Origin of the sequence: Ralstonia sp. TCR112, from assembly GCF_007997035.1 — a bacterium.
In the GTDB taxonomy this organism is placed as follows: Bacteria; Pseudomonadota; Gammaproteobacteria; order Burkholderiales; family Burkholderiaceae; genus Ralstonia; species Ralstonia edaphi.
Genome location: NZ_VOSS01000076.1, coordinates 1 through 21,742 on the forward strand (window position 1 = coordinate 1; position 21,742 = coordinate 21,742).

General features: G+C 64.8%; 14 protein-coding genes and 2 pseudogenes. 9 read left to right on the top strand and 7 right to left on the bottom strand.

All coding sequences use genetic code 11. From position 1 onward, the window contains the following. The 5 genes and pseudogenes from FUT88_RS26825 to FUT88_RS17575 all read right to left on the bottom strand — a co-directional run. A pseudogene (locus tag FUT88_RS26825) lies at positions 1–232 on the bottom strand (ATP-dependent RNA helicase DbpA); the annotation flags it as partial. After that, entirely contained in the window at positions 145–330 is a 186-nt protein-coding gene (locus FUT88_RS17560; RefSeq protein ID WP_009241699.1) for a hypothetical protein, read from the bottom strand. The pseudogene FUT88_RS26825 and the gene FUT88_RS17560, both read right to left, overlap by 88 nt. Positions 331–519: 189 nt before the next feature. Next, positions 520–921, bottom strand: a complete 402-nt coding sequence (locus tag FUT88_RS17565; RefSeq protein WP_147217003.1) for a c-type cytochrome — start codon at positions 919–921, stop codon at positions 520–522. Between the two features lie 445 nt (positions 922–1,366). Then, positions 1,367–3,133, bottom strand: a complete 1,767-nt coding sequence (locus FUT88_RS17570; protein WP_147217005.1) for a GMC family oxidoreductase — start codon at positions 3,131–3,133, stop codon at positions 1,367–1,369. Further along, complete coding sequence (locus FUT88_RS17575) at positions 3,130–4,284, bottom strand: gluconate 2-dehydrogenase subunit 3 family protein (protein WP_261797206.1); 1,155 nt, start codon at positions 4,282–4,284, stop codon at positions 3,130–3,132. The genes FUT88_RS17570 and FUT88_RS17575 overlap by 4 nt, the downstream gene beginning before the upstream one ends. A gap of 381 nt (positions 4,285–4,665) precedes the next feature. Here FUT88_RS17575 and FUT88_RS17580 point away from each other — a divergent pair, with 381 nt between their 5' ends. The 9 genes and pseudogenes from FUT88_RS17580 (at position 4,666) to FUT88_RS17620 (ending at position 18,696) form a co-directional block, all read left to right on the top strand. Beyond that, positions 4,666–6,414: a PHA/PHB synthase family protein gene (locus tag FUT88_RS17580; protein ID WP_147217007.1), complete on the top strand. Its 1,749-nt coding sequence runs from the start codon at positions 4,666–4,668 to the stop codon at positions 6,412–6,414. Then, positions 6,415–7,929, top strand: coding sequence for an efflux transporter outer membrane subunit (locus tag FUT88_RS17585; protein ID WP_147217009.1), 1,515 nt, complete (start codon positions 6,415–6,417; stop codon positions 7,927–7,929). Next, positions 7,926–8,998: pseudogene (locus tag FUT88_RS17590) on the top strand (HlyD family secretion protein). Before FUT88_RS17585 ends, FUT88_RS17590 begins: the two are co-directional and overlap by 4 nt. Next, positions 8,962–11,778, top strand: a complete 2,817-nt coding sequence (gene rbbA, locus FUT88_RS17595) for a ribosome-associated ATPase/putative transporter RbbA (RefSeq protein ID WP_147217011.1) — start codon at positions 8,962–8,964, stop codon at positions 11,776–11,778. Before FUT88_RS17590 ends, rbbA begins: the two are co-directional and overlap by 37 nt. Positions 11,779–11,790: 12 nt before the next feature. Next, positions 11,791–12,942 (top strand): ABC transporter permease, encoded by a 1,152-nt coding sequence (locus FUT88_RS17600; protein WP_147217013.1) that lies wholly within the window; start codon positions 11,791–11,793, stop codon positions 12,940–12,942. A 9-nt stretch (positions 12,943–12,951) separates the two neighbouring features. Next, positions 12,952–13,464 carry a hypothetical protein gene (locus FUT88_RS17605; RefSeq protein ID WP_147217015.1) on the top strand — a complete coding sequence of 171 codons (513 nt, stop codon included), beginning with the start codon at positions 12,952–12,954 and terminating at the stop codon, positions 13,462–13,464. A gap of 9 nt (positions 13,465–13,473) precedes the next feature. Beyond that, positions 13,474–14,919 carry a bifunctional enoyl-CoA hydratase/phosphate acetyltransferase gene (locus FUT88_RS17610; protein WP_147217017.1) on the top strand — a complete coding sequence of 482 codons (1,446 nt, stop codon included), beginning with the start codon at positions 13,474–13,476 and terminating at the stop codon, positions 14,917–14,919. Further along, the gene (locus FUT88_RS17615; protein ID WP_147217019.1) at positions 14,916–16,097 is read left to right on the top strand and encodes an acetate/propionate family kinase; all 1,182 of its coding nucleotides are present in this window, start codon (positions 14,916–14,918) and stop codon (positions 16,095–16,097) included. Before FUT88_RS17610 ends, FUT88_RS17615 begins: the two co-directional genes overlap by 4 nt. A gap of 319 nt (positions 16,098–16,416) precedes the next feature. Continuing rightward, on the top strand, positions 16,417–18,696 hold the full coding sequence (locus FUT88_RS17620; protein WP_147217021.1) for a copper-transporting P-type ATPase: 2,280 nt from the start codon (positions 16,417–16,419) through the stop codon (positions 18,694–18,696). On the opposite strand, the gene FUT88_RS17625 is transcribed toward FUT88_RS17620, so the two are convergent. Next, on the bottom strand, positions 18,693–19,610 hold the full coding sequence (locus FUT88_RS17625) for a TIGR01777 family oxidoreductase (protein ID WP_147217023.1): 918 nt from the start codon (positions 19,608–19,610) through the stop codon (positions 18,693–18,695). The genes FUT88_RS17620 and FUT88_RS17625 overlap by 4 nt on opposite strands. A 480-nt stretch (positions 19,611–20,090) precedes the next feature. Then, positions 20,091–21,701 carry a sensor histidine kinase gene (locus FUT88_RS17630; RefSeq protein WP_147217025.1) on the bottom strand — a complete coding sequence of 537 codons (1,611 nt, stop codon included), beginning with the start codon at positions 21,699–21,701 and terminating at the stop codon, positions 20,091–20,093. Between the last annotated feature and the right edge of the window lie 41 nt (positions 21,702–21,742).

Genomic DNA, 21,742 nt, shown 5'->3' on the forward strand with positions numbered 1-21,742 from the left:
CAAGGGCGATCGGCAGGCTTGCGGCCTGGATCGGCGTCATGTCGGTGTAGCCAAGCTGCGCGAGGTTGGCCAGCACGGCAGGGGCGAGCGGCAGGGTGCTGAAGGGCGCGGCGGTCGATTCGATGGTCATGTCGTTGCGTTGGATCACTTGAGCGGCTTGCCTTCGATTTGCTTGTAGATGACCCGGCCGTCTTTGGTTTCGACGCGTTTGAGATAGTTGCGTGCGCCGCATAGCGCACAGCGGAAGAGCGGCCCTTGGCCCTCGTCTTTGATGACGACGTCGGAAAGCTGCCACTGCGTGCCGCAGCTCTGGTTGATGCAAGTGAACACGGTTTTCTCTAAATGGAGGTGTCGTTGTGCCTCGGTGGCGAGGCAGGTGGATCGGGCCGCAAGTGCGCCGATGTCGATCTGAATGCAGGAAGTGAATGAGACGCTGGCGCCGGTTGTACCACGGAAACGCCCCGCCTTGGGGCAAGTAGCGGCTCCGTCTCATCTGAACGGGATGTGGCAGGTCGATTTCTACTGCGCTGGCTTGCGGACGCCGCCCTGCGGGGCGGAAGCTGCGGCATAGAAGTTGTCGAGGCCTTCGATCTCGGCAGCGGTCAGGCGGTGTGCAAAAGCGCGCATGACGCCGTCGTCGTCGTTGGCGCGCGTGCCGGAGCGAAACGCATTGAGCTGCGCAGCGACCATGCCTTTGGGCTGCCCCGTCAGCGGTGGCAGGACCGGGCCGCCGCCACGCCCCGAAGCGCCGTGGCAGTCTGCGCAGGCGGGCAGGGCACGCCCGTTGTCGCCGGACCAATGCAAGCTCGCGGCGGCGCCATCCGTGGGCAACGCTGCGGTGCCCGGCCGCGCTTGCGCCGCGTAGTACCGCGCGACTGCTGTGATATCGCTGTCCGACAATTCCCGCGCGACCGGTTGCATGACGACGATTGCCGCGCGCCGCTGCGGTAATCGAGCAGTTGCTTGACGATGTACTCAGCCGGCAATCCCTCCAGCGCAGGAAACGGTTGCGGCGCCACCGACTTCGCCCCATGGCAGGTCGCGCATGCAGGCGGCACGGCGCCACTGCCCTGCGTGACAAGGATTCGCGCGCGCGCGGTGTCCTCTTGCGGCGCCTTTGCCAGCAGGGCGGACCATGCCGTCGGCTTGGGAATGAAATCGGTGGCGCGCCTGACCGCCGTGCCGGTTTCCGCCACGTTCCCTGGCGGCTTCGCATGGTTTTGCGCCTGGCTTGCCCCACGAAATGACGAGATGCCCCGATCCGACAACATGTCATAGAAGACCGCGCAGATCGGCAGCGCAATGCCGAGCAACGGCAGCAGCCATAAAACGACCGGCAGGCGGCGAGAGGGCGGGCGGTCTTCGGTCATACCAGCCCCTTCCCGGGGGACTTCAGATAGCGCGCGTTGATGGCGTCGGCAATCCAGTACGCCGTGGCGCCCACGGTACCGGTGGGGTTGTAGTTGGAGTTTTGCGGGAAGAGGCTGGCCCCGGTCACGAACACGTTCGGCACATCCCAGCATTGCCCGAAGCGGTTGACGACACTGGTGGCCGGATCGTCGCCGATCGCGGCGCCGCCCGTGAGGTGCGTCGACTGATAGCTTGTCGCCGTGTACGGCCGCTTGCGTGGGCCAGGCTCGGTCGCCACAACACCTTGCATGGCCTTGCCGATCGCGTTCCCACGGTCGGTCAGAAAGGCTGACATGCGGATGTCGTTGTCAGGAAAGTCGTAGGTGATGCGCAGCAGCGGCAGGCCGTAGACGTCGCGGTACGTCGGGTCCAGGTCGAGATAGCCGCCGCGCGTCGGCATGGCCGAGCCGGTGATCGTGATCGACGCGGAATGGTTGTAATAGCGCTTCACGGCACGCTTCCAGGCGCTGCCCCACTGCGGGGTGCCGTGCGGGGTCGGGTGGTATCCGATGGGCGCGCCGCTCACCACCTGGATCTGGATGTAGCCGCCGCCGACGAAGCCATGCGGGCCGTGGTCGAAGTTGTCAGCGCTGAAGTCGTCGATCGTCACCGCCGCGGCACCGGCGCCCATGAAGGGGTTGAGCCACGTCTTCTCGTCGAAGAACAGGTTCACGCCGGACGTTGTCTGGTGCGTGTAATTGCGGCCCACCACGCCTTGGCCCGTGGCAGCGTCGTAAGGCTTGCCGATGCCGGACAGGAGCAGCAGCCGCACGTTCTGAACGCTGAACGCGCACAGCACCACCATCTCTGCGGGCTGGAAGAACTGCTGGCCTGTGGCGTCGACATAGGTCACGCCGCGCGCGTGCTTGCGCGCTTCGTCCAGCTCGACCTTCAGCACGTGGGCGTTCGTGCGTAGCTCAAACGTGTTGAGCTTGAGCGCCGCCGGCAGGACACAGATTTGCGGGGACGCCTTCGCAAAATGCTCGCAGCCGAAGTTGGAGCAAAAGCCGCAATACACGCACGCATTCATCGGCAGCCCCTCGGTGTTCACGTACGGGCGCGTGCACAGCGCAGAGGGCTGGATGTAGGGGTGGTATCCCAGTGATGCCGCAGCCGTGCCGAACAATGCCGATGCAAACGGCACCTTCATCGGCGGATTCGGATACGGCCGCGAGCGCCACGGCTCGAAGGGGTTGCCGCCCGGCTGCAACTGCCCCTTCAGGTTGCCGGCAAAACCCGACGCGCCGATCAGGTAGTCGAAGCGGTCGTAATACGGTTCCAGCTCGTCGTAGGTGAGGGGCCAGTCCTGGGCGGTGAGGTTGGCATCGAAGATGCGGTCGCCATAGCGCTGGCGATAGTGGCTGCGCAGCTTGAGGTCGGTCGGGTCGAACCGGTAATAGGCGCCGGACCAGTGGTTGCCGGCACCGCCCAGATGCGTGGCCGGATAGGCGAACTGCCAGCGGCGCATCGGCAAGGCCACCTGGTCGCTGCGGTTGCGGAAGGTGAAGGTCTCGGTCGACGTGTCCTGGTGCAGCGCATGCCGGCGCGTGTATTTCAGTTCGTCGTGGATTGCCGGCGCCTGGAAGTCGGGCGACGGCCAGCGGGGCTGCCCACGCTCCATCACCACCACACGCGAGCCATGTGCCGCCAACTCCTTGCCGATGATGGCGCCGGTCCAGCCGCCGCCAATGATTACGGCATCCACTGGGGGAAAGGTCTTCATTCGCCGCCTCCGTTATCGGTGCCCGTGCGGCTGCGGCATACCTCGTTACTGGCAAGCGCGACGAAGGCAATCGGCTGCGCTTCTGAGCGCGGGGGCGCTGTCGCCATGTCGTGCGGGTGTGCGGTAGCGATCGAAACGGGCGCGCGCGTGTAGGGCTGGTTGTGTCGCTCGATGTCATTGGCAAAACTGGCCATTGCGCCCGGAAAACCGACCAGCTTCCAGCCCACCATGTCGCGGTTGCCGCCGTAGATGGGGTCGGAGAAATAGCCCTCGACAGCGCCGTCCAAGAGCGTCTGGAAGAACACCGCGCTCGGCACGGCGTCCATCTCAAGCTTGCCGGCTTCAGCCTCGCTGAGCACCGCGTCCTGTGTTGCTGTATCGAGCTGGGCGAATCGCTTTCCGCCATAACGGTTCGCGCAGGCACGGTCCAATGCCGCCAGCCCGAGGCGGTAGCATTCCGCCGGTGTAAGCGCCAGCTGATAGCCCTGTTCCGGTGTGCCTTGCTGGAACGGGCCATGGCGATAAAAGTTCGCGCCGCTGCCGAAACTGCCCGCCAGTTGTCGATCCAGAAAGACCGTGACACCGGCCTCTTTTGCGCCGGGCCCAAGTTCGTCTGCCGGAATCAGGCGCGCAACGATCGCATCGACCGCCGCTTTTTCGTCTGCATTGAAGAAAAGACTCACAGGTTCAGTCGCCGCTGCGCCGGAGGTGGCGCTTGGCCCCGGCGTGGCAGTCATGCCCGGAAGGTGCTCGGATGTGCGTGCCGCTGGGCTTTGCGCGCCAGCGAATACGGTGGTCGAGGCGGGCAGCGTGATCCCCAGGGCCTTGAGCAAGCGGCGTCGGGCCGGTTTGAAGTCGTCGTGCATATCGGGCTCCGTCTTCGGGGATGTTGACGATGGCGGCTCAGCGCGAAACAAAACGCTGAAAGACGACCGGGCAGCAAGAATCGTGACTGCGAACGGATACCGATGGCATGTCGGCTGCTTCAAACACCGGCACGCACCGGAGGCCGAGCATGGACGACGTACGGAAAGTGCAGAAGAGGGCAGCGGCTGGCTTGCTCGTTTTGCTGGGATGGGGAAGTGGGCTTTCGTTCGCGCAGCCCGGGAAGATGGACTCTGCGCGGCCAGCTTCCGCAGCGGCGGCTCCACCTCAGGCGACAAAAAAATCCCTGCCCCGGCATCCCAATACAGTGCCGGCGTCCGCGCCCAAAGCATCCGGCCCCGAGGGCGCCGGCACCTCGGCCGGATCGCGTGGATCCGGCGGTAGCGACGGTTTGGCAGGAACGGGCGCGGCCGCGGGGTCGGGCGGATCCGCGGATATGCGAGGTGAGCCGACGCATCGGTAGACGACAAGGTTGCCCCGGGGGCGCGCGGTAGTGACCTGCTGCCCGGATTTCCACCCCCAGATGTCGTTTCTGTGACTCCACCTAGAGTCCGCCCTCTTGTCCCGGTTTGAGGTGCATCAAGTCCGGGCGGTAGCCCCTGGCATCTAATGGATTGCATATTTCGCAATCGTTTGACGCCCCGACCATGCGCACCGCCCCCGTGCCGTCTTCGTTGACTGCTGAGCAGATCGACCAACCGTTTCACGCTGCGCTTGCCCGCGCCTCCAATTCGCTGTCGCTTGCATCGATGCAACTGGCGCTGCTCGACTGGGCGCTGCATCTGGCCGTCTCTCCCGGCAAGCAGCTGGATCTGTACCGCTTGGCGCTGACGCAGGCCCAACAACTCGAGGGTTACATCCGGAACTGCATGGCGTCCGGCCCCCAGAACGCGTGTCTTTGCGTCCAGCCGCCGGCCCGCGACCGTCGTTTCTCTGCCGACGAGTGGCGCTTGTGGCCGTTCAACGTGCTGCATCAGGCCTTCCTCTTGACAGAACAATGGTGGGAGGCGGCGACGCGCGGCGTGTGGGGAGTCGCCAAACATCATGAGGACGTGGTCGCCTTTGCTGCGCGTCAGTGGCTCGACATGATGTCGCCGGGCAACCAATTGGCAACCAACCCGATTGTCCTGCGCCGGACCTTTGAACAGCACGGCACCAATCTCGTGCGCGGCGCGCTCAATGCGCTTGACGACCTGGAGCGCTCCTTGAGCGGCGCGCCCGCTGCCGGTACCGAACGCTTTATGGTGGGCCGCGACGTGGCCATCACGCCCGGCAAGGTGGTCCTGCGCAATCGGCTGATCGAGCTGATCCAGTACGCACCGGCCACGGGCAAGGTCCAGGCCGAGCCCATCCTGATCGTGCCGGCCTGGATCATGAAGTACTACATCCTGGACCTGTCGCCGCAGAACTCACTGATCCGCTATCTGGTCGAGCAGGGCCATACCGTGTTCTGCATCTCCTGGAAGAACCCTGACGAGGCGGATCGCGACCTCGACATGGATGACTACCTGAAGCTCGGCGTCTTTGCCGCGCTCGATGCCGTCAATGCCATCGTGCCGGGCCAGCGCGTACATGCGACCGGCTACTGCCTTGGGGGCACGCTATTGGCGATTGCCGCCGCTGCCATGGCACGCGATGGCGATGCGCGGCTGGCCTCCATGACGCTGTTTGCCGCCCAGACCGATTTTTGTGAACCGGGCGAACTGGGCCTGTTCATCGACGAGGCCCAGGTCAGCCTGCTTGAAGCACAGATGGAGCAGACCGGCTATCTGCGTGCCAGCCAGATGGCCGGGGCCTTCCAGATGCTGCGCTCGTACGACTTGTTGTGGTCGCGCCTGGTGGGCGAATACCTGCTGGGAGACCGCGCGCCCATGAACGACCTGATGGCCTGGAACGCCGATGCCACGCGCATGCCCGCGCGCATGCACAGCCAGTACCTGCGGCACCTGTTTCTGAACGACGACCTGAGCGAGGGCCGCTACCCCGTCAACGGCAAGCCGGTGGCGCTCAACGATATCGATTTGCCCATCTTCGTGGTGGGCACGCTGACCGACCACGTGGCGCCCTGGCGCTCCGTCTACAAGCTGCATCACCTGACCGAGGCTGAGCTGACGTTCGTGTTGACCAGCGGCGGCCATAACGCCGGCATCGTGAGCCCGCCCGTCAACTCGCATCGGCGTTTCCAGATGCAGACACGCCATGCAGGCGAGACATCGGCGGCGCCGGATGATTGGCTGGCCTCGGCACCCGCCACAGACGGCTCTTGGTGGCCGGCGTGGCATGCATGGCTCGTTGAACATGCCTCGGGCTCCGCAGTGGTGAAGCCGCCGAAGATGGGCGTTCCAGGATTCCCGCCATTGGCCGATGCGCCCGGCACCTACGTGCTGGAGAAATAGATGCGTGTGGAGAAACAACGCCGGCAGCATGGCAGCTACGCAGGCACCCGCGCCGCCGCGATGGCCGCCGCCGCTGTGCTGGCCCTGTCGGCCTGCATCTCGATGGCGCCGCCTTACGAGGCGCCCGCGTTGCCTGTGGCCCAGCACTACGACACCGACGACGGCACGGACGGCCTGTCCGCCGCCGCCACCGGCTGGCAGGCGTACTTTACGGACACGCGCCTGCAGGCGTTGATTGCGCAAGCGCTGGAGAACAACCGTGACTTGCGCACTGCCGTGCTGCGCGTGGAAGAGGCGCGTGCCGCGTTTGGCATCCAGCGCTCGGAGTCTTTTCCGCACCTTGACGCGCAGGCCGGCGTTAGCCGCCTGAGCATTCCGGCGGACGTCAGCCCATTCGGCATGCCCATGCGTGTCACCCAGTACCAGGTGGGGGCCGGTGTCTCCAGCTGGGAGATCGATTTCTGGGGGCGCGTGCGCAACCTCAACGACGCCGCTCTGGAAAGCTACGTAGCGTCCGACGCAGCGCGCCGCGCAGTCGCGCTTGGGTTGATCGCACAGGTGGCCGACAGCTATCTGGTCATGCGCGAACTGGACGAGCGCATCGCGCTGGCGCAGCAGACCGTCGACAGCCGCACCGAGACACTGCGCATCTTCTCGCGCCGGGTGGCAGTCGGGGCGACTTCACGATTGAACCAAACGCAGGTCGAGACCCTGCTGACCCAGGCGCAGGCGCTGCTGACGCAACTGCGGCAGGCGCGCGACGTTCAGGCGCACGGCCTGGCCGTGCTTGTCGGCAAGCCCATTGACTTGCCACCGGTTGCCGAGCCGCTTGACGAGCGCCACATGCTGGCCGAGCTGCGCGCCGGTCTGCCTTCCGATCTCCTGACGCAGCGCCCGGACATTGCAGCTGCGGAGCACCGGCTGCGGGCCGCGCACGCCAGCATCGGTGCGGCACGGGCGGCGTTCTTTCCGCGCGTGGCGCTGACGGGCGCTTACGGCACCGTCGGCCCAGAACTGGGCAATCTGTTTGCACCCGGCACACGCGCCTGGATGTTTGCGCCGAGCATCAGCCTGCCGCTGTTTGAAGGCGGGAAGCTGCGCAGCAACCTCGACCTGGCAGAAGCCCGCCGGGACCTTGCCGTGGCGGCCTACGAAAAGACCGTGCAAGGCGCATTCCGCGACGTGTCCGACGCGCTGTCGGCACGCAGGTGGCTGGCCGAACAGCTCGACATTGCACAGGCCGCATTGGCCGCGCAGACCGAACGGGCGCGGCTGTCGCAACTGCGTTTCGACGCTGGAGCATCGACGTTCCTGGAGGTGCTCGACGCCCAGCGCGATCTGCTGGCCGCGCAGCAGCAACTGGTGCAAATGCGTCGCGCGCTTCTCTCGAGCCGCGTTGGCCTGTATGCGGCACTGGGCGGCGGCACGCAGGCCGTCGAATCCGCAACCGATCCGCAACCCCATCCTCTGAGCCTGACGCCGGCACCGCGCGTATCGGGCCGAACAACACCATGACGACGACTCCCCAACAACGATGGATTGCGCTGCTGGCGGCCGCCCTGGTGGCAGCCGGAGCGGCGTTCGCGTGGAAGACGCTTCGGCAAGAAGGTCCCGGCAAGGGCTTTGTGAGCGGCAACGGCCGCATCGAAGCCACCGAAATCGACGTGGCAACCAAGCTCCCCGGCCGCGTGCAGGACATCCTGGTGGACGAGGGCGACTTCGTGACGGCAGGGCAGCCGCTTGCGCACATGCAAGTGCAGACGCTGGAAGCGCAGCGCGACGAGGCTCTGGCGCGGCAGCAGCAATCGGTCTCTGCCGTGGCGAGCGCACAGGCGCAGGTGGCCGTGCGAGAAGCCGATAGGCAAGCGGCTCTCGCGCAAATTGCTCTGCGTGAGAGCGACCTCGATGCCGCGCAGCGCCGCCTGGCGCGCTCCGAGACGCTGTCGCACGAAGGGGCATCGTCAATGCAGGAGCTGGACGACGACCGCGCCCGCGTGCGCAGCGCCAAGGCCGCGCTGGTGGCGGCCCGCGCGCAAGCCGAGGCGGCGCAGGCAGCCGTATTGGCTGCGCGTACACAGGTGGCCGGCGCCGGTGCCACCGTCAAGGCGGCAGACGCCACCGTACTGCGCATCAAGGCCGATATCGACGACAGCGCCCTGACGCGCCGCGCGACGCCCGCGTGCAATACCGCATCGCCCAGCCCGGCGAGGTACTGGCCGGCGGCGGGCGACTGCTCAATCTCGTCGATCTGTCCGACGTCTACATGACCTTCTTCGTGCCGGAGACCGACGCGGGCCGCATCGCCATGGGCAGCGAGGTGCGTATCGTGCTCGACGCAGCGCCGCAATACGTGATTCCGGCGCGCGTGTCGTTTGTCGCCAGCACCGCGCAATTCACGCCCAAGACCGTGGAAACGGCCAGCGAGCGCCAGAAGCTGATGTTCCGCGTCAAGGCGCAGATCGATCGCGATCTGCTGCGCAAGCACCTGAAGCTGGTGAAGACCGGCTTGCCCGGCGTGGCGTGGCTGAAGCTCGACGCGCAAGCCGAATGGCCGGCCAGCCTGGCGATCAAGGTTCCGCAGTGACCGCCTCTGCCGACCCATGCGCCTCGCCTGACGCGCGCCCGGCGTCGCCGGTGGCCAGCCTGGCCGGCGTGCGCCTGCGCTACCGCAAGACGCTCGCGCTGGATGGCGTCACGCTCGACCTGCCCGCCGGCTGCATGGTCGGTTTGATCGGCCCGGACGGCGTTGGCAAGTCCAGCCTGCTGTCTCTCGTGGCGGGCGCCCGGGCCCTGCAGGAGGGCACTGTCCATGTGCTCGGCAGCGACATGAGCGACCGCCGGGCGCGCGCCGCGGTCGGCCCACGCATCGCTTACATGCCGCAAGGGTTGGGGCGCAACCTGTATCCCACGTTGTCGATCGAAGAGAACCTGCAGTTCTTCGGGCGCCTGTTCGGCCACGATGCAGCGGAGCGCCGCCGCCGCATCGATGCACTCACGGCCAGCACCGGCCTGCGGGCGTTCCTCTCACGACCTGCAGGCAAGCTCTCGGGCGGCATGAAACAGAAGCTGGCGTTGTGCTGCGCGCTGATCCACGACCCCGATCTGTTGATTCTCGATGAACCGACCACCGGCGTCGATCCGCTTTCGCGCAGGCAGTTCTGGGACTTGATTGCCAGTATTCGCGCCGCGCGACCCGGCATGAGCGTGATCGTGGCTACCGCATACATGGAAGAGGCCGAGCGCTTCGACTGGCTGGTCGCCATGGACGCGGGGCGGGTGCTCGCCACCGGCACGCCGGCCGAGCTGCGCAGCCGCGCCGGTGCCGATTCGCTTGAGGCCGCCTTCATCGCACTGCTGCCGCCAACGCGCCGACAGGGCCATCAGGCCGTGGTGGTGCCACCCCTCGTGGCTGGCGCAGAAGACGATGTGGCCGTGCAGGCGAGTGGCCTGACCATGCGCTTCGGCGACTTCGTTGCCGTCGACCACGTCGACTTCCGCATCCGTCGTGGAGAAATCTTCGGCTTTCTCGGCTCCAACGGCTGCGGCAAATCGACCACCATGAAGATGCTCACCGGCCTGCTGCCCGCCACCGAAGGGCAGGCCTGGCTGTTCGGCCATCCGGTGGACCCGAAGGACATCGACACACGCCGCCGCGTGGGCTACATGTCGCAGGCGTTCTCGCTGTATGGCGAGCTGACCGTGCACCAGAACCTCGTCCTGCATGCGCGGCTGTTCCAGGTGCCCGAGCAGGAAGTGCAGTCGCGCGTGGCAGAGATGCTGACCCGGTTCGGGCTGCAGGACGTGTCCGACAGCCTGCCCCAGAGCTTGCCGCTGGGCATGCGGCAGCGCCTGTCACTGGCCGTGGCGATGGTGCACAAGCCCGAGTTGCTGATCCTGGACGAGCCGACCTCCGGCGTGGACCCGGTCGCACGCGACATGTTCTGGCGCCTGATGATCGACCTCGCGCGGCGGGATCGCGTGACCATCTTCATCTCCACGCATTTCATGAACGAGGCCGAGCGATGCGACCGCATCTCGCTCATGCATGCGGGCCGTGTGCTGGTGAGCGACGCGCCCGCGGCGCTGGTGCATGCCCGGGGTACAGAGACGCTGGAGCAAGCGTTCATCGCTTATCTGCAGGAGGCGGCCGAAGCGTCTGCGGGAGCCGCCGAGTTTGCCGCGCCGCTGCCGGAGCGCGCGGCGCCAACCCCTGCGCCTACCGGCATGTCGGCCGGGCGCCGCTTCAGTCTGGCGCGTGCGATGAGCTATTCGTTGCGCGAGGCCCTGGAACTGCGCCGTGACCGCGTGCGCGCCACGCTGGCGCTGCTGGGCACGGCCATCCTCATGTTCATCATCGGATACGGCATCAGCCTCGATGTGGAGAACCTGACCTACGCCGTGCTCGACCGTGACCAGACCGTGCTTTCACACGACTACACGCTCAACCTGGCGGGCTCGCGTTATTTCATCGAAAAACCCCCGATTCGCGACTACGCTGAGTTGGACCGCCGCATGCGTAACGGCGAGTTGTCGCTGGCAATCGAAATTCCGCCTGGCTTTGCGCGCGATGTGGAGCGCGGCACGGCCGTGCAGATCGGGGCCTGGGTGGACGGCGCCATGCCCACCCGCGCGGAAACCGTGCGCGGTTACGTGCAGGCCATCCACCAGCTCTGGCTGGCAGATGCGGCCGTGCACCGGCTGGGAGTGCGCCTGGCGGCGCCCAGCAGTGTTGAAACGCGCTATCGCTACAACCCCGACGTGAAAAGCCTGCCTGCCATGGTGCCCGCCGTGATTCCAATGCTGCTGATGATGATTCCTGCCATGCTGGCGGCGTTGTCCGTGGTGCGTGAAAAGGAGCTGGGCTCCATCATCAATTTCTACGTGACGCCGGTCACGCGGGCGGAATTCGTGCTCGGCAAGCAGGCGCCGTACATCGTGCTGGCCATGCTGAACTTCTTCTTGCTGGCGCTGCTGGCGGTGACAGTGTTCGGTGTGCCGATCAAGGGCAGCTTTGCAACGCTCGCGCTAGGGGCGCTGATTTTCGTGACGTGTTCGACGGGTTTCGGGCTGTTTGCGTCGACCTTCACGCAAAGCCAGATCGCAGCCATGTTCGTCACCATGATCGGCACGATCATTCCGTGCGTGCAATTTGCAGGACTGCTCAATCCGGTGTCGTCGCTGGAAGGGACGGGCGCTGTGATCGGGCGCGTGTATCCGGCCACGCATTTCCTGACGATCAGCCGCGGCGTGTTCAGCAAGGCGCTGGATGTGGGCGCGCTGGGCAGCGCCTTCTGGCCGCTGCTGGCGGCGGTGCCGTTCATCCTGGGCGCCACCTTGCTGATGCTGCGCAAGCAGGATCGGTAGGAGCACCACGCCATGCCGAGTCTTCAGACCAATCGCCGCACTGCCCGTCTGAGCAACATCTTCCGCCTGGGCATCAAGGAATTGCGAAGCCTGCTGCGCGACCCGATGATGATGGTGCTGATCGTCTACACCTTCACGCTGTCGATCTACGTGGCCGCCACCGCGATGCCGGAGAGCCTGCACAACGCCTCCATCGCTATCGTCGATGAAGACAGCTCGCCGTTGTCGGCGCGCATTGTCTCGAGCTTCTATCCACCGCATTTCCGCACCCCGGCACTGATCCCGCTCACGGACGTGGACCCAGGCATGGACAGCGGCCGCTACACGTTCGTGCTCGACATCCCGCCCAATTTCCAGCGCGACGTGCTGGCTGGCCGCGCACCGTCAATCCAGCTCAACATCGACGCCACGCGCATGAGCCAGGCCTTCACCGGCAACGGCTACATCCAGCAGATCGTCTCGGGCGAGGTGAACACGTTCCTGCAGCGCCACCGCGCCGCGCCTGCCACGCCGGTCGACCTGGTGCTGCGCACACGCTTCAACCCCAACCTGGAGCAGACGTGGTTCGGCTCGTTGATGGAGATCATCAACAACGTGACCATGCTGTCGATCATCCTGACTGGGGCCGCGCTGATTCGCGAACGCGAGCACGGCACGATCGAGCACCTGCTGGTGATGCCTGTCACGCCGTTCGAGATCATGGTGTCCAAGGTCTGGTCGATGGGGCTGGTGGTGGTCCTCGCCGCGCTCGTGGCGCTGGTGTTCGTGGTGCAAGGCGCGCTGCATGTCCCGATCGAGGGCTCGATCCTGCTGTTCATGCTGGTGGCCACGCTGCATCTGTTTGCCACGACCTCCATGGGGATCTTTCTTGCGACGGTGGCGCGCTCCATGCCGCAGTTCGGCATGCTGCTGGTTCTGGTGCTGCTGCCGCTGCAGTTGCTTTCCGGCGGCACCACCCCGCTCGAGAGCATGCCCGGCGTGGTCCGAGACATCATGCTCGCCGCACCGACCACGCATTTCGTATCGGCGTCGCAGGCCATTCTCTATCGGGGTGCGGGGCTGGATGTCGTGTGGCCGCAGTGTCTGGCCATCTGCGTCATCGGCGCCGTGCTGTTTCTCGCATCATTGACGCGCTTTCGCCAAACCATCAGCCAGATGGCTTAAGGAGCCAACATGGATACACCCGCCAACGTTCCGCTCGCGCTCCAAAAGGCGCAGCTCGCATTCGGACTGCAGACGTTGGGTCTGCTGAAGGCAACGCGACAGCGCTGGTATGAACTCGGCGCCGACCTGCTTGCCGCAGACGTGGCCCGCACGGAATCTGCGCTGGCCGACCTGCAAAACGTCGAGGAGTGGAACGCGTTTGCAGCACTGCTGCCGAACGTTTTCTGGCAGGGCAGCGAGCGCGCCATGGATGTGCTGCAAGGGGTGCTGCAAACGGCCATCTCGAACCAGTCGAGCTTCGTGGCGGATTACCAGCGCGTCATGCTGGAATGGCAGCAGGCCTCCGTCCGAGCCCTGAGCACGGCCGGCAATGCCATGCCGGTCCACACGGCGCTGCAGGGCATGCTGTCAACGTGGGGCGTGCCGGGCGATGCATGGGTCCGCCCCGCAAGCGAGCCGTCGAACCCGAATCTTCTGCGTGCCCCCGGCAAGGGCAACGGACAACTCCGCAAAGCTTCCTGACGAGCGCACATGGGCCCCGATCATCTGCCTGCATCTCCGGCGCTCCTGCCGGGCAGCGACCTCAGCGTGGTGCGCAATCGCACCTTTGACGAAATTGCCGTTGGCGACACCGCAGCCATCCTGCGCACGCTCACGGCAGAGGACATCCAGCTCTTTGCCGTGCTGTCGGGGGACGTCAACCCCCAGCACCTCGACCCGGAATTTGCCGCATCCACGCGCTTTCATGGCGTGATCGCCCACGGCATGCTGGGCGGAGCGCTCATCTCCGCCTTGCTCGGGACCCGTTTGCCGGGCCCGGGAACGATCTACCTTGGGCAGACGCTGCAATTCCTGGCACCGGTGCGCATTGGCGACACGTTGACCATCCGCGTGACGGTGGTCAGCAAAGAGGACGAAAGAAAGCGCGTCAAGCTGGCATGCACGTGTACGAACGACAGCGGCACAGTGGCCATCGCGGGCGAGGCGGAGGTCATCGCGCCCACCGAGCGGATCGAGCGTCCGCGTACCACACTGCCGGACGTGCGCATCACCACCGGCAGTGACGGTATCCATCGGCTGCTCGACCATGTGCGGCCTCTTGGTGCGATTCACATGGCTGTCGTTCACCCGTGCGATGTGCTGAGCCTGTCTGCCGTGATGGACGCGCGCGCTGAAGGGCTGATCGTGCCTTGTCTCGTCGCGCCATATGCCAAGCTGATGCGCGTAGCCGCCGAAGCCGGCCTCGACCTCCGTGGCATCGAGATTGAAGACGTGCCGCACAGCAGCGCCGCTGCCACCCGCGCAGTGGAGCTTGTCACGCAGGGCAGGGCAGAGGCGCTCATGAAGGGCAGCCTGCATACCGATGAACTGATGGCGGCGGTCGTGCGCGAAGAGGCTGGGCTGCGTACCAAGCGCCGGATCAGCCATTGCTTCCTCATGCAGTCCCCCGCGTATCCGCGCCCGTTTATCGTGACGGATGCCGCCATCAACATCACGCCGACCCTCGACCAGAAGGCGGACATCGTGCGCAACGCCATCGATCTGGCCCATGCGATTGGCGTGGAACGGCCTCGGGTGGCGATCCTTGCGGCGGTCGAAACCGTGAACCCGCGCATGCCCGCCACGCTCGATGCGGCTGCGCTGTGCAAAATGGCGGATCGCGGTCAGATTGAGGGCGGGGTGCTGGACGGGCCATTGGCCTTCGATAACGCAGTATCTGCCGCGGCCGCGCGCATCAAGGGCATCGTGTCGGAAGTGGCAGGGCAGGCCGATGTGCTCGTGGTGCCCGATCTCGAAAGCGGCAACATGCTCGCCAAACAGTTGGAATACCTGGGCGGGGCCGCCAGCGCGGGCATTGTGCTCGGCGCCCGCGTGCCCATTGTGTTGACCAGCCGTGCCGACTCACGCGAATCGCGCATCGCGTCGTGCGCGCTTGCCACATTGCTGGCTCACCGCTACCGCAACTTACCGCCATGAACGATTGCATCGTCGTACTGAACTGCGGCTCGTCGAGCATCAAGTTTGCGTTGTTCGACGCCACCTTGGACCCGTTGCCGCGTACGCCTATGTGGAACGGCAAAGTGGAGGGGATCGGCACTGAACACCCCACCGCAACTGAGGCAGGCGCGCCGACACACGCGCTCCAACTTGACAGTGCGCAGCCGTATCACGCCGCGCTCGTGCACATTCGCCGACGTGTCGAGCAAAGGCTGGACGGCCGTCGCCTAATGGCCGTGGCGCATCGGGTGGTGCATGGCGGCGCCAAGTACTTTGCGCCGGTACGCGTGGACGCGGAGGTGCTGTCCGATCTACGCAGCTACATTCCGCTGGCGCCGCTGCATCAGCCATTTGCACTGGAAGCCATCGAGGCGCTTCTGTCGAACTTGCCTGACGTGCCGCAAGTCGCCTGCTTCGATACCGCGTTCCACAGCACGCTGCCGCAGGTCGAGACGATGCTGCCGTTGCCTTACAAGGCATGGGAGCGCGGCCTGCGGCGTTATGGCTTTCATGGGCTGTCGTACGAATACATGTCGATTGCCTTGCCCGAACGGCATGGCGATATCGCCCGCGGGCGAACCATCGTCGCGCACCTCGGCAGCGGTGCCAGCCTGTGTGCAATGCACGGGCTCAAGAGCGTGGCCACAACGATGGGGTTTTCCGCACTCGAAGGCCTGATGATGGGCACGCGATGCGGCTCGCTGGATCCGGGTGCGGTGCTCTACATGATGGAGACGGAGCATCTTTCCCCGGCACAGGTCGGGCACGTGCTGTATCACGAATCGGGTCTGCTTGGCGTGTCGGGGCTGTCTTCCGACCCGCGCGAACTCATTTCGCACGAAGCCGACAACCCGCGCGCCCAGGCAGCGCTGGCGCTCTACGTGCGCCGTATCGTCCGCGAGATCGGCGCCTTGGTGGCGGTGCTGGGCGGGCTGGATTTCCTGGTATTCACGGCCGGTATCGGCGAACACAACGCCGTACTGCGCGAACGCGTTGTCGGTGCACTGGGTTACCTGGGGGCCGAGCTGGATGACGCAGCCAACCAAGCGCATGCCGCAATCATTTCCAGTTCTGCGAGCCGCATCCGCGTGGCGGTAGAGCCGACGAATGAAGAGTGGATTGCGGCTCGGCATGCTGTCCGATGCAATTTGCGGTGACAAGTCTTCTTGTCGAAAAAACCGGATGGGAGAGATGCTGTCGGCGCCTGCGGGCGTTGCATTTATTTTACATAATCCTAATTACACGACATCTGGATGTCAAAGCTACGTGCTGATGCGCCGTTGACATGCATCAATGGCGGCTCGTGCCGGCCATCTACATTGACATTGCGTGCATCTGCCGCCTTCCGCACAAAAAAATCCCGTTGACCCTCCCTGCATGGGAGGGTTTATCGTTTTCTGAGCGTACGAAACGTGTGCTGCCCCGAAAGCAAGTGCATCTGGCAGCGGGCGAACGCATAGGAAGGAGCCAATCTCAATGGAAGAGCACCGCCACATCCACGCTGCCGAGCACGATCACACGCGTTCGCATGACGGACATGCCGGCCATCATCATGAAGGGCACGATGTGATGCACCGGCACGACCGAGCTACAACATCGCCCATCGGGCAGATCGACGCAGACCGCGTTGCGCCCTCTTCCGCCGGCGCCCGAGCCGGGACCGTCTACACCTGCCCGATGCATCCGGAAATCCGGCAGGACCGCCCAGGCAATTGTCCGATCTGCGGTATGACGCTGGAACCGATGGTTCCGGAACTGGGTGACGAAGAGAACCCCGAGCTGGAAGACTTCCAACGCCGCTTCTGGTGGACGCTGCCGCTTACCGTTGCAGCTTTCATCCTGGCGATGTTCGGACACCGATACGGCTGGATGGACGCCCCGCAGCAAAGCTGGATCGAGCTGGCCCTCTCGACGCCCGTCGTGCTCTGGGCGGGCTATCCCTTTTTCAAGCGATGCGCTCAGTCGTTCATGCATCGCAGTCCCAACATGTGGACGCTCATTGGCCTGGGTGCCGGCGCGGCCTATCTCTACAGTGTGATCGCCACCATCGCGCCAGGCACGTTTCCACAGACGTTCGCGGAGCATGGTCGCATCGGTGTCTACTTTGAAGCGGCGGCGGTCATTATTTCGCTCACGCTGGTGGGTCAACTTCTGGAGTTGAAGGCGCGCTCGCAGACGTCAGCGGCAATCAAGTCGCTGCTTGGGCTTGCCCCCAAAACGGCACGGCGTGTCAACGCAGACGGCACCGAGGCAGATGTGCCCTTGGCCGACGTACACGCGGGCGACCGCCTGCGCGTGCGCCCCGGTGAGAAAGTGCCCACCGACGGCATCGTGATCGAGGGCGCAAGTTCCGTCGACGAATCGATGATTACCGGCGAGCCTATTCCTGTGACGAAGCGAGTGGGCGACCACGTGATTGGCGCGACCATGAACACCGCAGGGAGCTTGATCATCGAATCGGAGAAAGTGGGCTCCGAGACTGTCCTCTCGCAGATCGTTCAGTTGGTCGCTCAAGCGCAGCGCTCCAAGGCACCCATGCAGCGCATGGCCGATAAGGTCGCGGGAGGCTTCGTTGTTGCTGTGGTTGCCATTGCGGTGCTCACCTTCTTTGCCTGGGGATTTTTTGGGCCGCAGCCAAGCTGGGTGTATGGGCTCATCAATGCGGTTGCCGTGTTGATCATCGCGTGCCCGTGCGCATTGGGCCTCGCCACCCCAATGTCGATCATGGTGGCAAGCGGCAAGGGCGCCACGAACGGCATCCTGTTTCGCGACGCGGCCGCCATCGAGAATCTGCGCAAGGTAGACACCCTCGTCGTCGACAAGACCGGAACGCTCACGCAAGGCAAGCCTGCGTTTGAGCGCAGCTTGGGCGCCAACGGTTTCGATGCGTCCGAAGTGCTCCGCCTGGCGGCCAGTCTCGACCAGGGCAGCGAGCACCCTTTGGCGGCGGCCATTGTCGAGGCCGCGAAAGCGCGCGGATTGTCTTTGCAGAACGCCGAGGATTTCGAGTCCAGCAGCGGCATCGGCGTACGCGGTTCGGTCGGGGGAAAGAGGCTCGCGCTGGGCAACGCCGTGTTGATGGAGCAAGAGCGTGTTGACGCAACCGCATTGGCCCGGTCCGCGGACGAACTACGCACCCGCGGCGCAAGCGTCATGTACCTGGCCGCAGACGGCATGCTTGCCGGTTTGCTCGCCGTCTCCGATCCGGTCAAACCGACCACGGTCGAGGCGTTGGCGCAGCTCAAGGACAAGGGCATCCGCGTGGTGATGGCCACAGGCGACGGCGCGGCAACGGCAAAGGCGGTCGCTCAATCATTGGGCATCACCGAATTTCACGGAGAAGTCAGGCCCGCCGATAAGCTGGCGCTCGTGACAAGACTCCAAAGCGAAGGCAGAACAGTGGCGATGGCCGGCGACGGGATCAACGATGCACCAGCATTGGCGAAGGCCGATGTCGGAATCGCCATGGGCACCGGCACGGATGTCGCCATGAACAGCGCGCAGGTCACGCTCCTCAAAGGCGATCTGCGCGGCATCGCACGCGCACGGGCGCTGTCCGAGGCGACGATTGGCAACATGAAGCAAAACCTCGGTTTTGCGTTCGTCTACAACGCCTTGGGGGTACCGCTCGCGGCCGGTGTTCTGTACAGCACGACTGGCTTGCTGCTGTCCCCGATGATCGCGGCGCTTGCGATGAGCCTGAGTTCGGTTTCGGTGGTATCCAACGCGCTGCGCCTGCGCCGCGCAAGCATCTAGCCGCCAGCCATGCACCGGGCGTTCAGCAGATCAGCCAATGCGTCCTCCAGACGCGGAAACCGAAACCGATAGCCAGCCTGCATGGCGCGTGCGGGCTCAACATGCTGGCTTCCCAGCAACAGGATCGACATTTCCCGTAGCGCCACGCGCAACGCCCATGCGGGAACAGGAAAAAGCATTGGGCGGTGAAGCGCCCGCGCCAAGGCCTGTGCAAATTCCCTATTGCACACGGCATGTGGCGCGCACGCATTGAACACACCTCGGCAGTCTTCCGTGCGCAGCAGAAAGTCGATCAGTCCGACCTCGTCATCCAGATGGATCCACGGTGCCCATTGCCGTCCGTCCCCTAAACGGCCACCGAGGCCCAAGCTGAACGGCACCAGCAGCTTCGGCAACATTCCGCCGCCGCGGGCAAGTATTGGCGCCGTCCGCAGCAGGCCAACACGCATGCCCAGGTGCTCGGCACGCTCGGCCTCTTGCTCCCAGGCCACGCAAAGCCTGCTGCCAAAATCGCTTCCGCCCGGATCGCTACCCTCGTCGAGGCGCTCGTTCCCGCGGTCGCCATACCAGCCCGTTGCAGAAGCCGAGACGAGCACGCGGGGACGCAGCACGCTATCGCCCAGCCAGTCCACGAGTTCGCGGGTCAGGTCGATGCGGCTGCGCCATAGAACCTGCCGCCTCCGCGCGGTCCACGGGCGGTCGGCGATCGGTGCGCCGGCCAGGTTGACCACTGCATCGAACGGCTCCGCGTCATCAAGCTCGCGCAGAGCGGCCACCCCTTGCGCACCGGAACACAGCGTCGGCACACGTAGCGGCGTACGACTCCAGACAACGAGCTCATGGCCGGCCGCCACCCAATAACGGCAAAGCGCCCGGCCGATCAAGCCGGTGCCTCCGGTCAGCAATATACGCACGGTTGTTCAAGGCTCATGTCAATCGAAATCGGGACAGTGCAGCACAGCTTGGGTCTACAGCGTCTCCAGCCGCGCACGCACGTCCTCGGCGCATCAAGTTCCTCTGCCAGCGCCCTCCCCTTGCGGATCTGCCCCCTGCCCGGCGTTGTCCAGCCAGTCGACCAAGTTGCTGTGAACGCCGTGGTCCACCGGTTGCGCTTTGAGCCAAGACGCAGGCGAGCGCCGTCGTGCCGCCACCCGCGATGGCCACGTCGGCTGCGCGATATTCCAGATTCATGAAACGAAACTGGCCGGCGACATTGGCGTTCAGCTTGGCTATGGAGTCAGTGCCGAGTATAGGGATGCAAGGCCGTGTTCTGTGTCCTTCCGCTCGCCATTTCGAACACAAATATCAACGCATTCCCGACTCACGGGCCGAGCAAACGCGTCAAAGCAAAAGAAGTCCGCTACGCCTTGGCAATGAAATCGCCGTTGGGAATGTCACGACACCGATACAGCGGTGTGCGGCGCCAGCATCAACGCGGCGACTGGCACTTCTGCCAGAAGACTCTCCGAGCCGGAGCCGACCGCGCCCATCGTCGCAGCGCCGACGGCCTCAAGCGGCACAGCCAGCACGAATGTGGCGCCCAGCCCGTCGCCGGCGCTCGTCGCTGTCAATGTGCCGCCGTGCAGCGTGGCGAGCTTGCGCGCAATGGCGAGCCCGAGACCCAACCCGCCGTGATCCTTGGGACGCGACACGCCCAGCTGCGCAAACGGCTCAAAAATCGTTTCAAGCTTCTCCTGCGGGATGCCCTTGCCGCTGTCGGACATTGCCACCTTCACGAAGGGGCCGTCCAAGGTGACAACAACATCGATGTGCCCACCCGCAGGCGTGTAGCGCATTGCATTGCTGAGCACGTTCGAGATGATCTGGCGCAGACGTACCGCGTCACCCACCACGCCGCCCCCGGCTTCGAGCCGATAGCGCAGATCGATCTGCTTGCGTTGCGCAATCGGCATCCAACTTTGGACCTCCGCCGAGACAATGTTCTCGATGCGCAGCGGCTCAGTTTCAATGACCAGTTTGTCGGTTGCGGCTCGATTGACGTCCAACAGATCGTCGACGAGTCGTGCCTGTGCATCGATGTTTCGATGCAGCACCTCGACACACCGCATGACAGCCTCAGGGTCGGTCGCCTTGGCTGCCAGCACCTCGGTCCAGGCTTTGATTGCATTGAGCGGCGTGCGGAGTTCATGCGACACCGTCGCGATCAACGAGTCCTTGAGCGAGCTTGCGGTTTGCGCTTCCTGCCGGCGAAGCCGCTCGTGCTCCAGCAGCCGGTCCCGCTCCTTCTCCACCAGTTTCTGCTTGGTGATGTCGATCGTGATCCCGTCAAACTGGGCGGGGTCGCCGGATTCGGAATACCGCGTGCGGCCCATCGCCCGCACCCAACGCACGTCACCCGACGGCGACAGCGTGCGGTATTCGATGTCATAGGGCATGGCGCGGTACACGGCCGCTTCGACGGCCTCGCGCGTATGTTCGACATCGTCTGGATGCAACCGCGCATAGAAAACGCCGATGTCGACCTCTGCATCGGGCGGAAGCCAGAAATGCTCTTTGCACTTCGCATTCCAGACGATCTTGTCCAGCGGCATCGGGCAGTAGAACGTGCCGATCTCGGCCGCTTCAACAGCCATGCGAAGCATGGCTTCGTCTTGAAACGCGTCGTCAGCGCGGCCACTGCCCCGGCGGTGCTCAGAAACGCGGTGGAACCGAATGATGGCGCGACCGGGCGATGCTTCTTCGTCGTCAGGCAGGATCTCCGCTTGGAAGCGGGCACCGCTGCGTCCATGGAATTCAATCGTTTGCGCAGAAGCGCGCTGAATGACACCCGAAATGGCATCGAGAAGCGTATCCGCTTGCAGATCGAGCGCTTGCCCCTCTTGAAGTGGGAGCATGAGCGTGTCGCGCGCCGCCGTATTCGCGAAAACGATGAAGAGCCGCTCGTCTACGACGATATACGGTTCAGGAAGGACCTTTAATACGCCGTAGGGCAGTTGCATTAGAGCCGCCAGGTGGGGAAGCCGGCGGGCCGCCAGCCACGGCATTGTAGGGTGTTGCAGACGCGGCCGCACCTTTTACCGCGGGC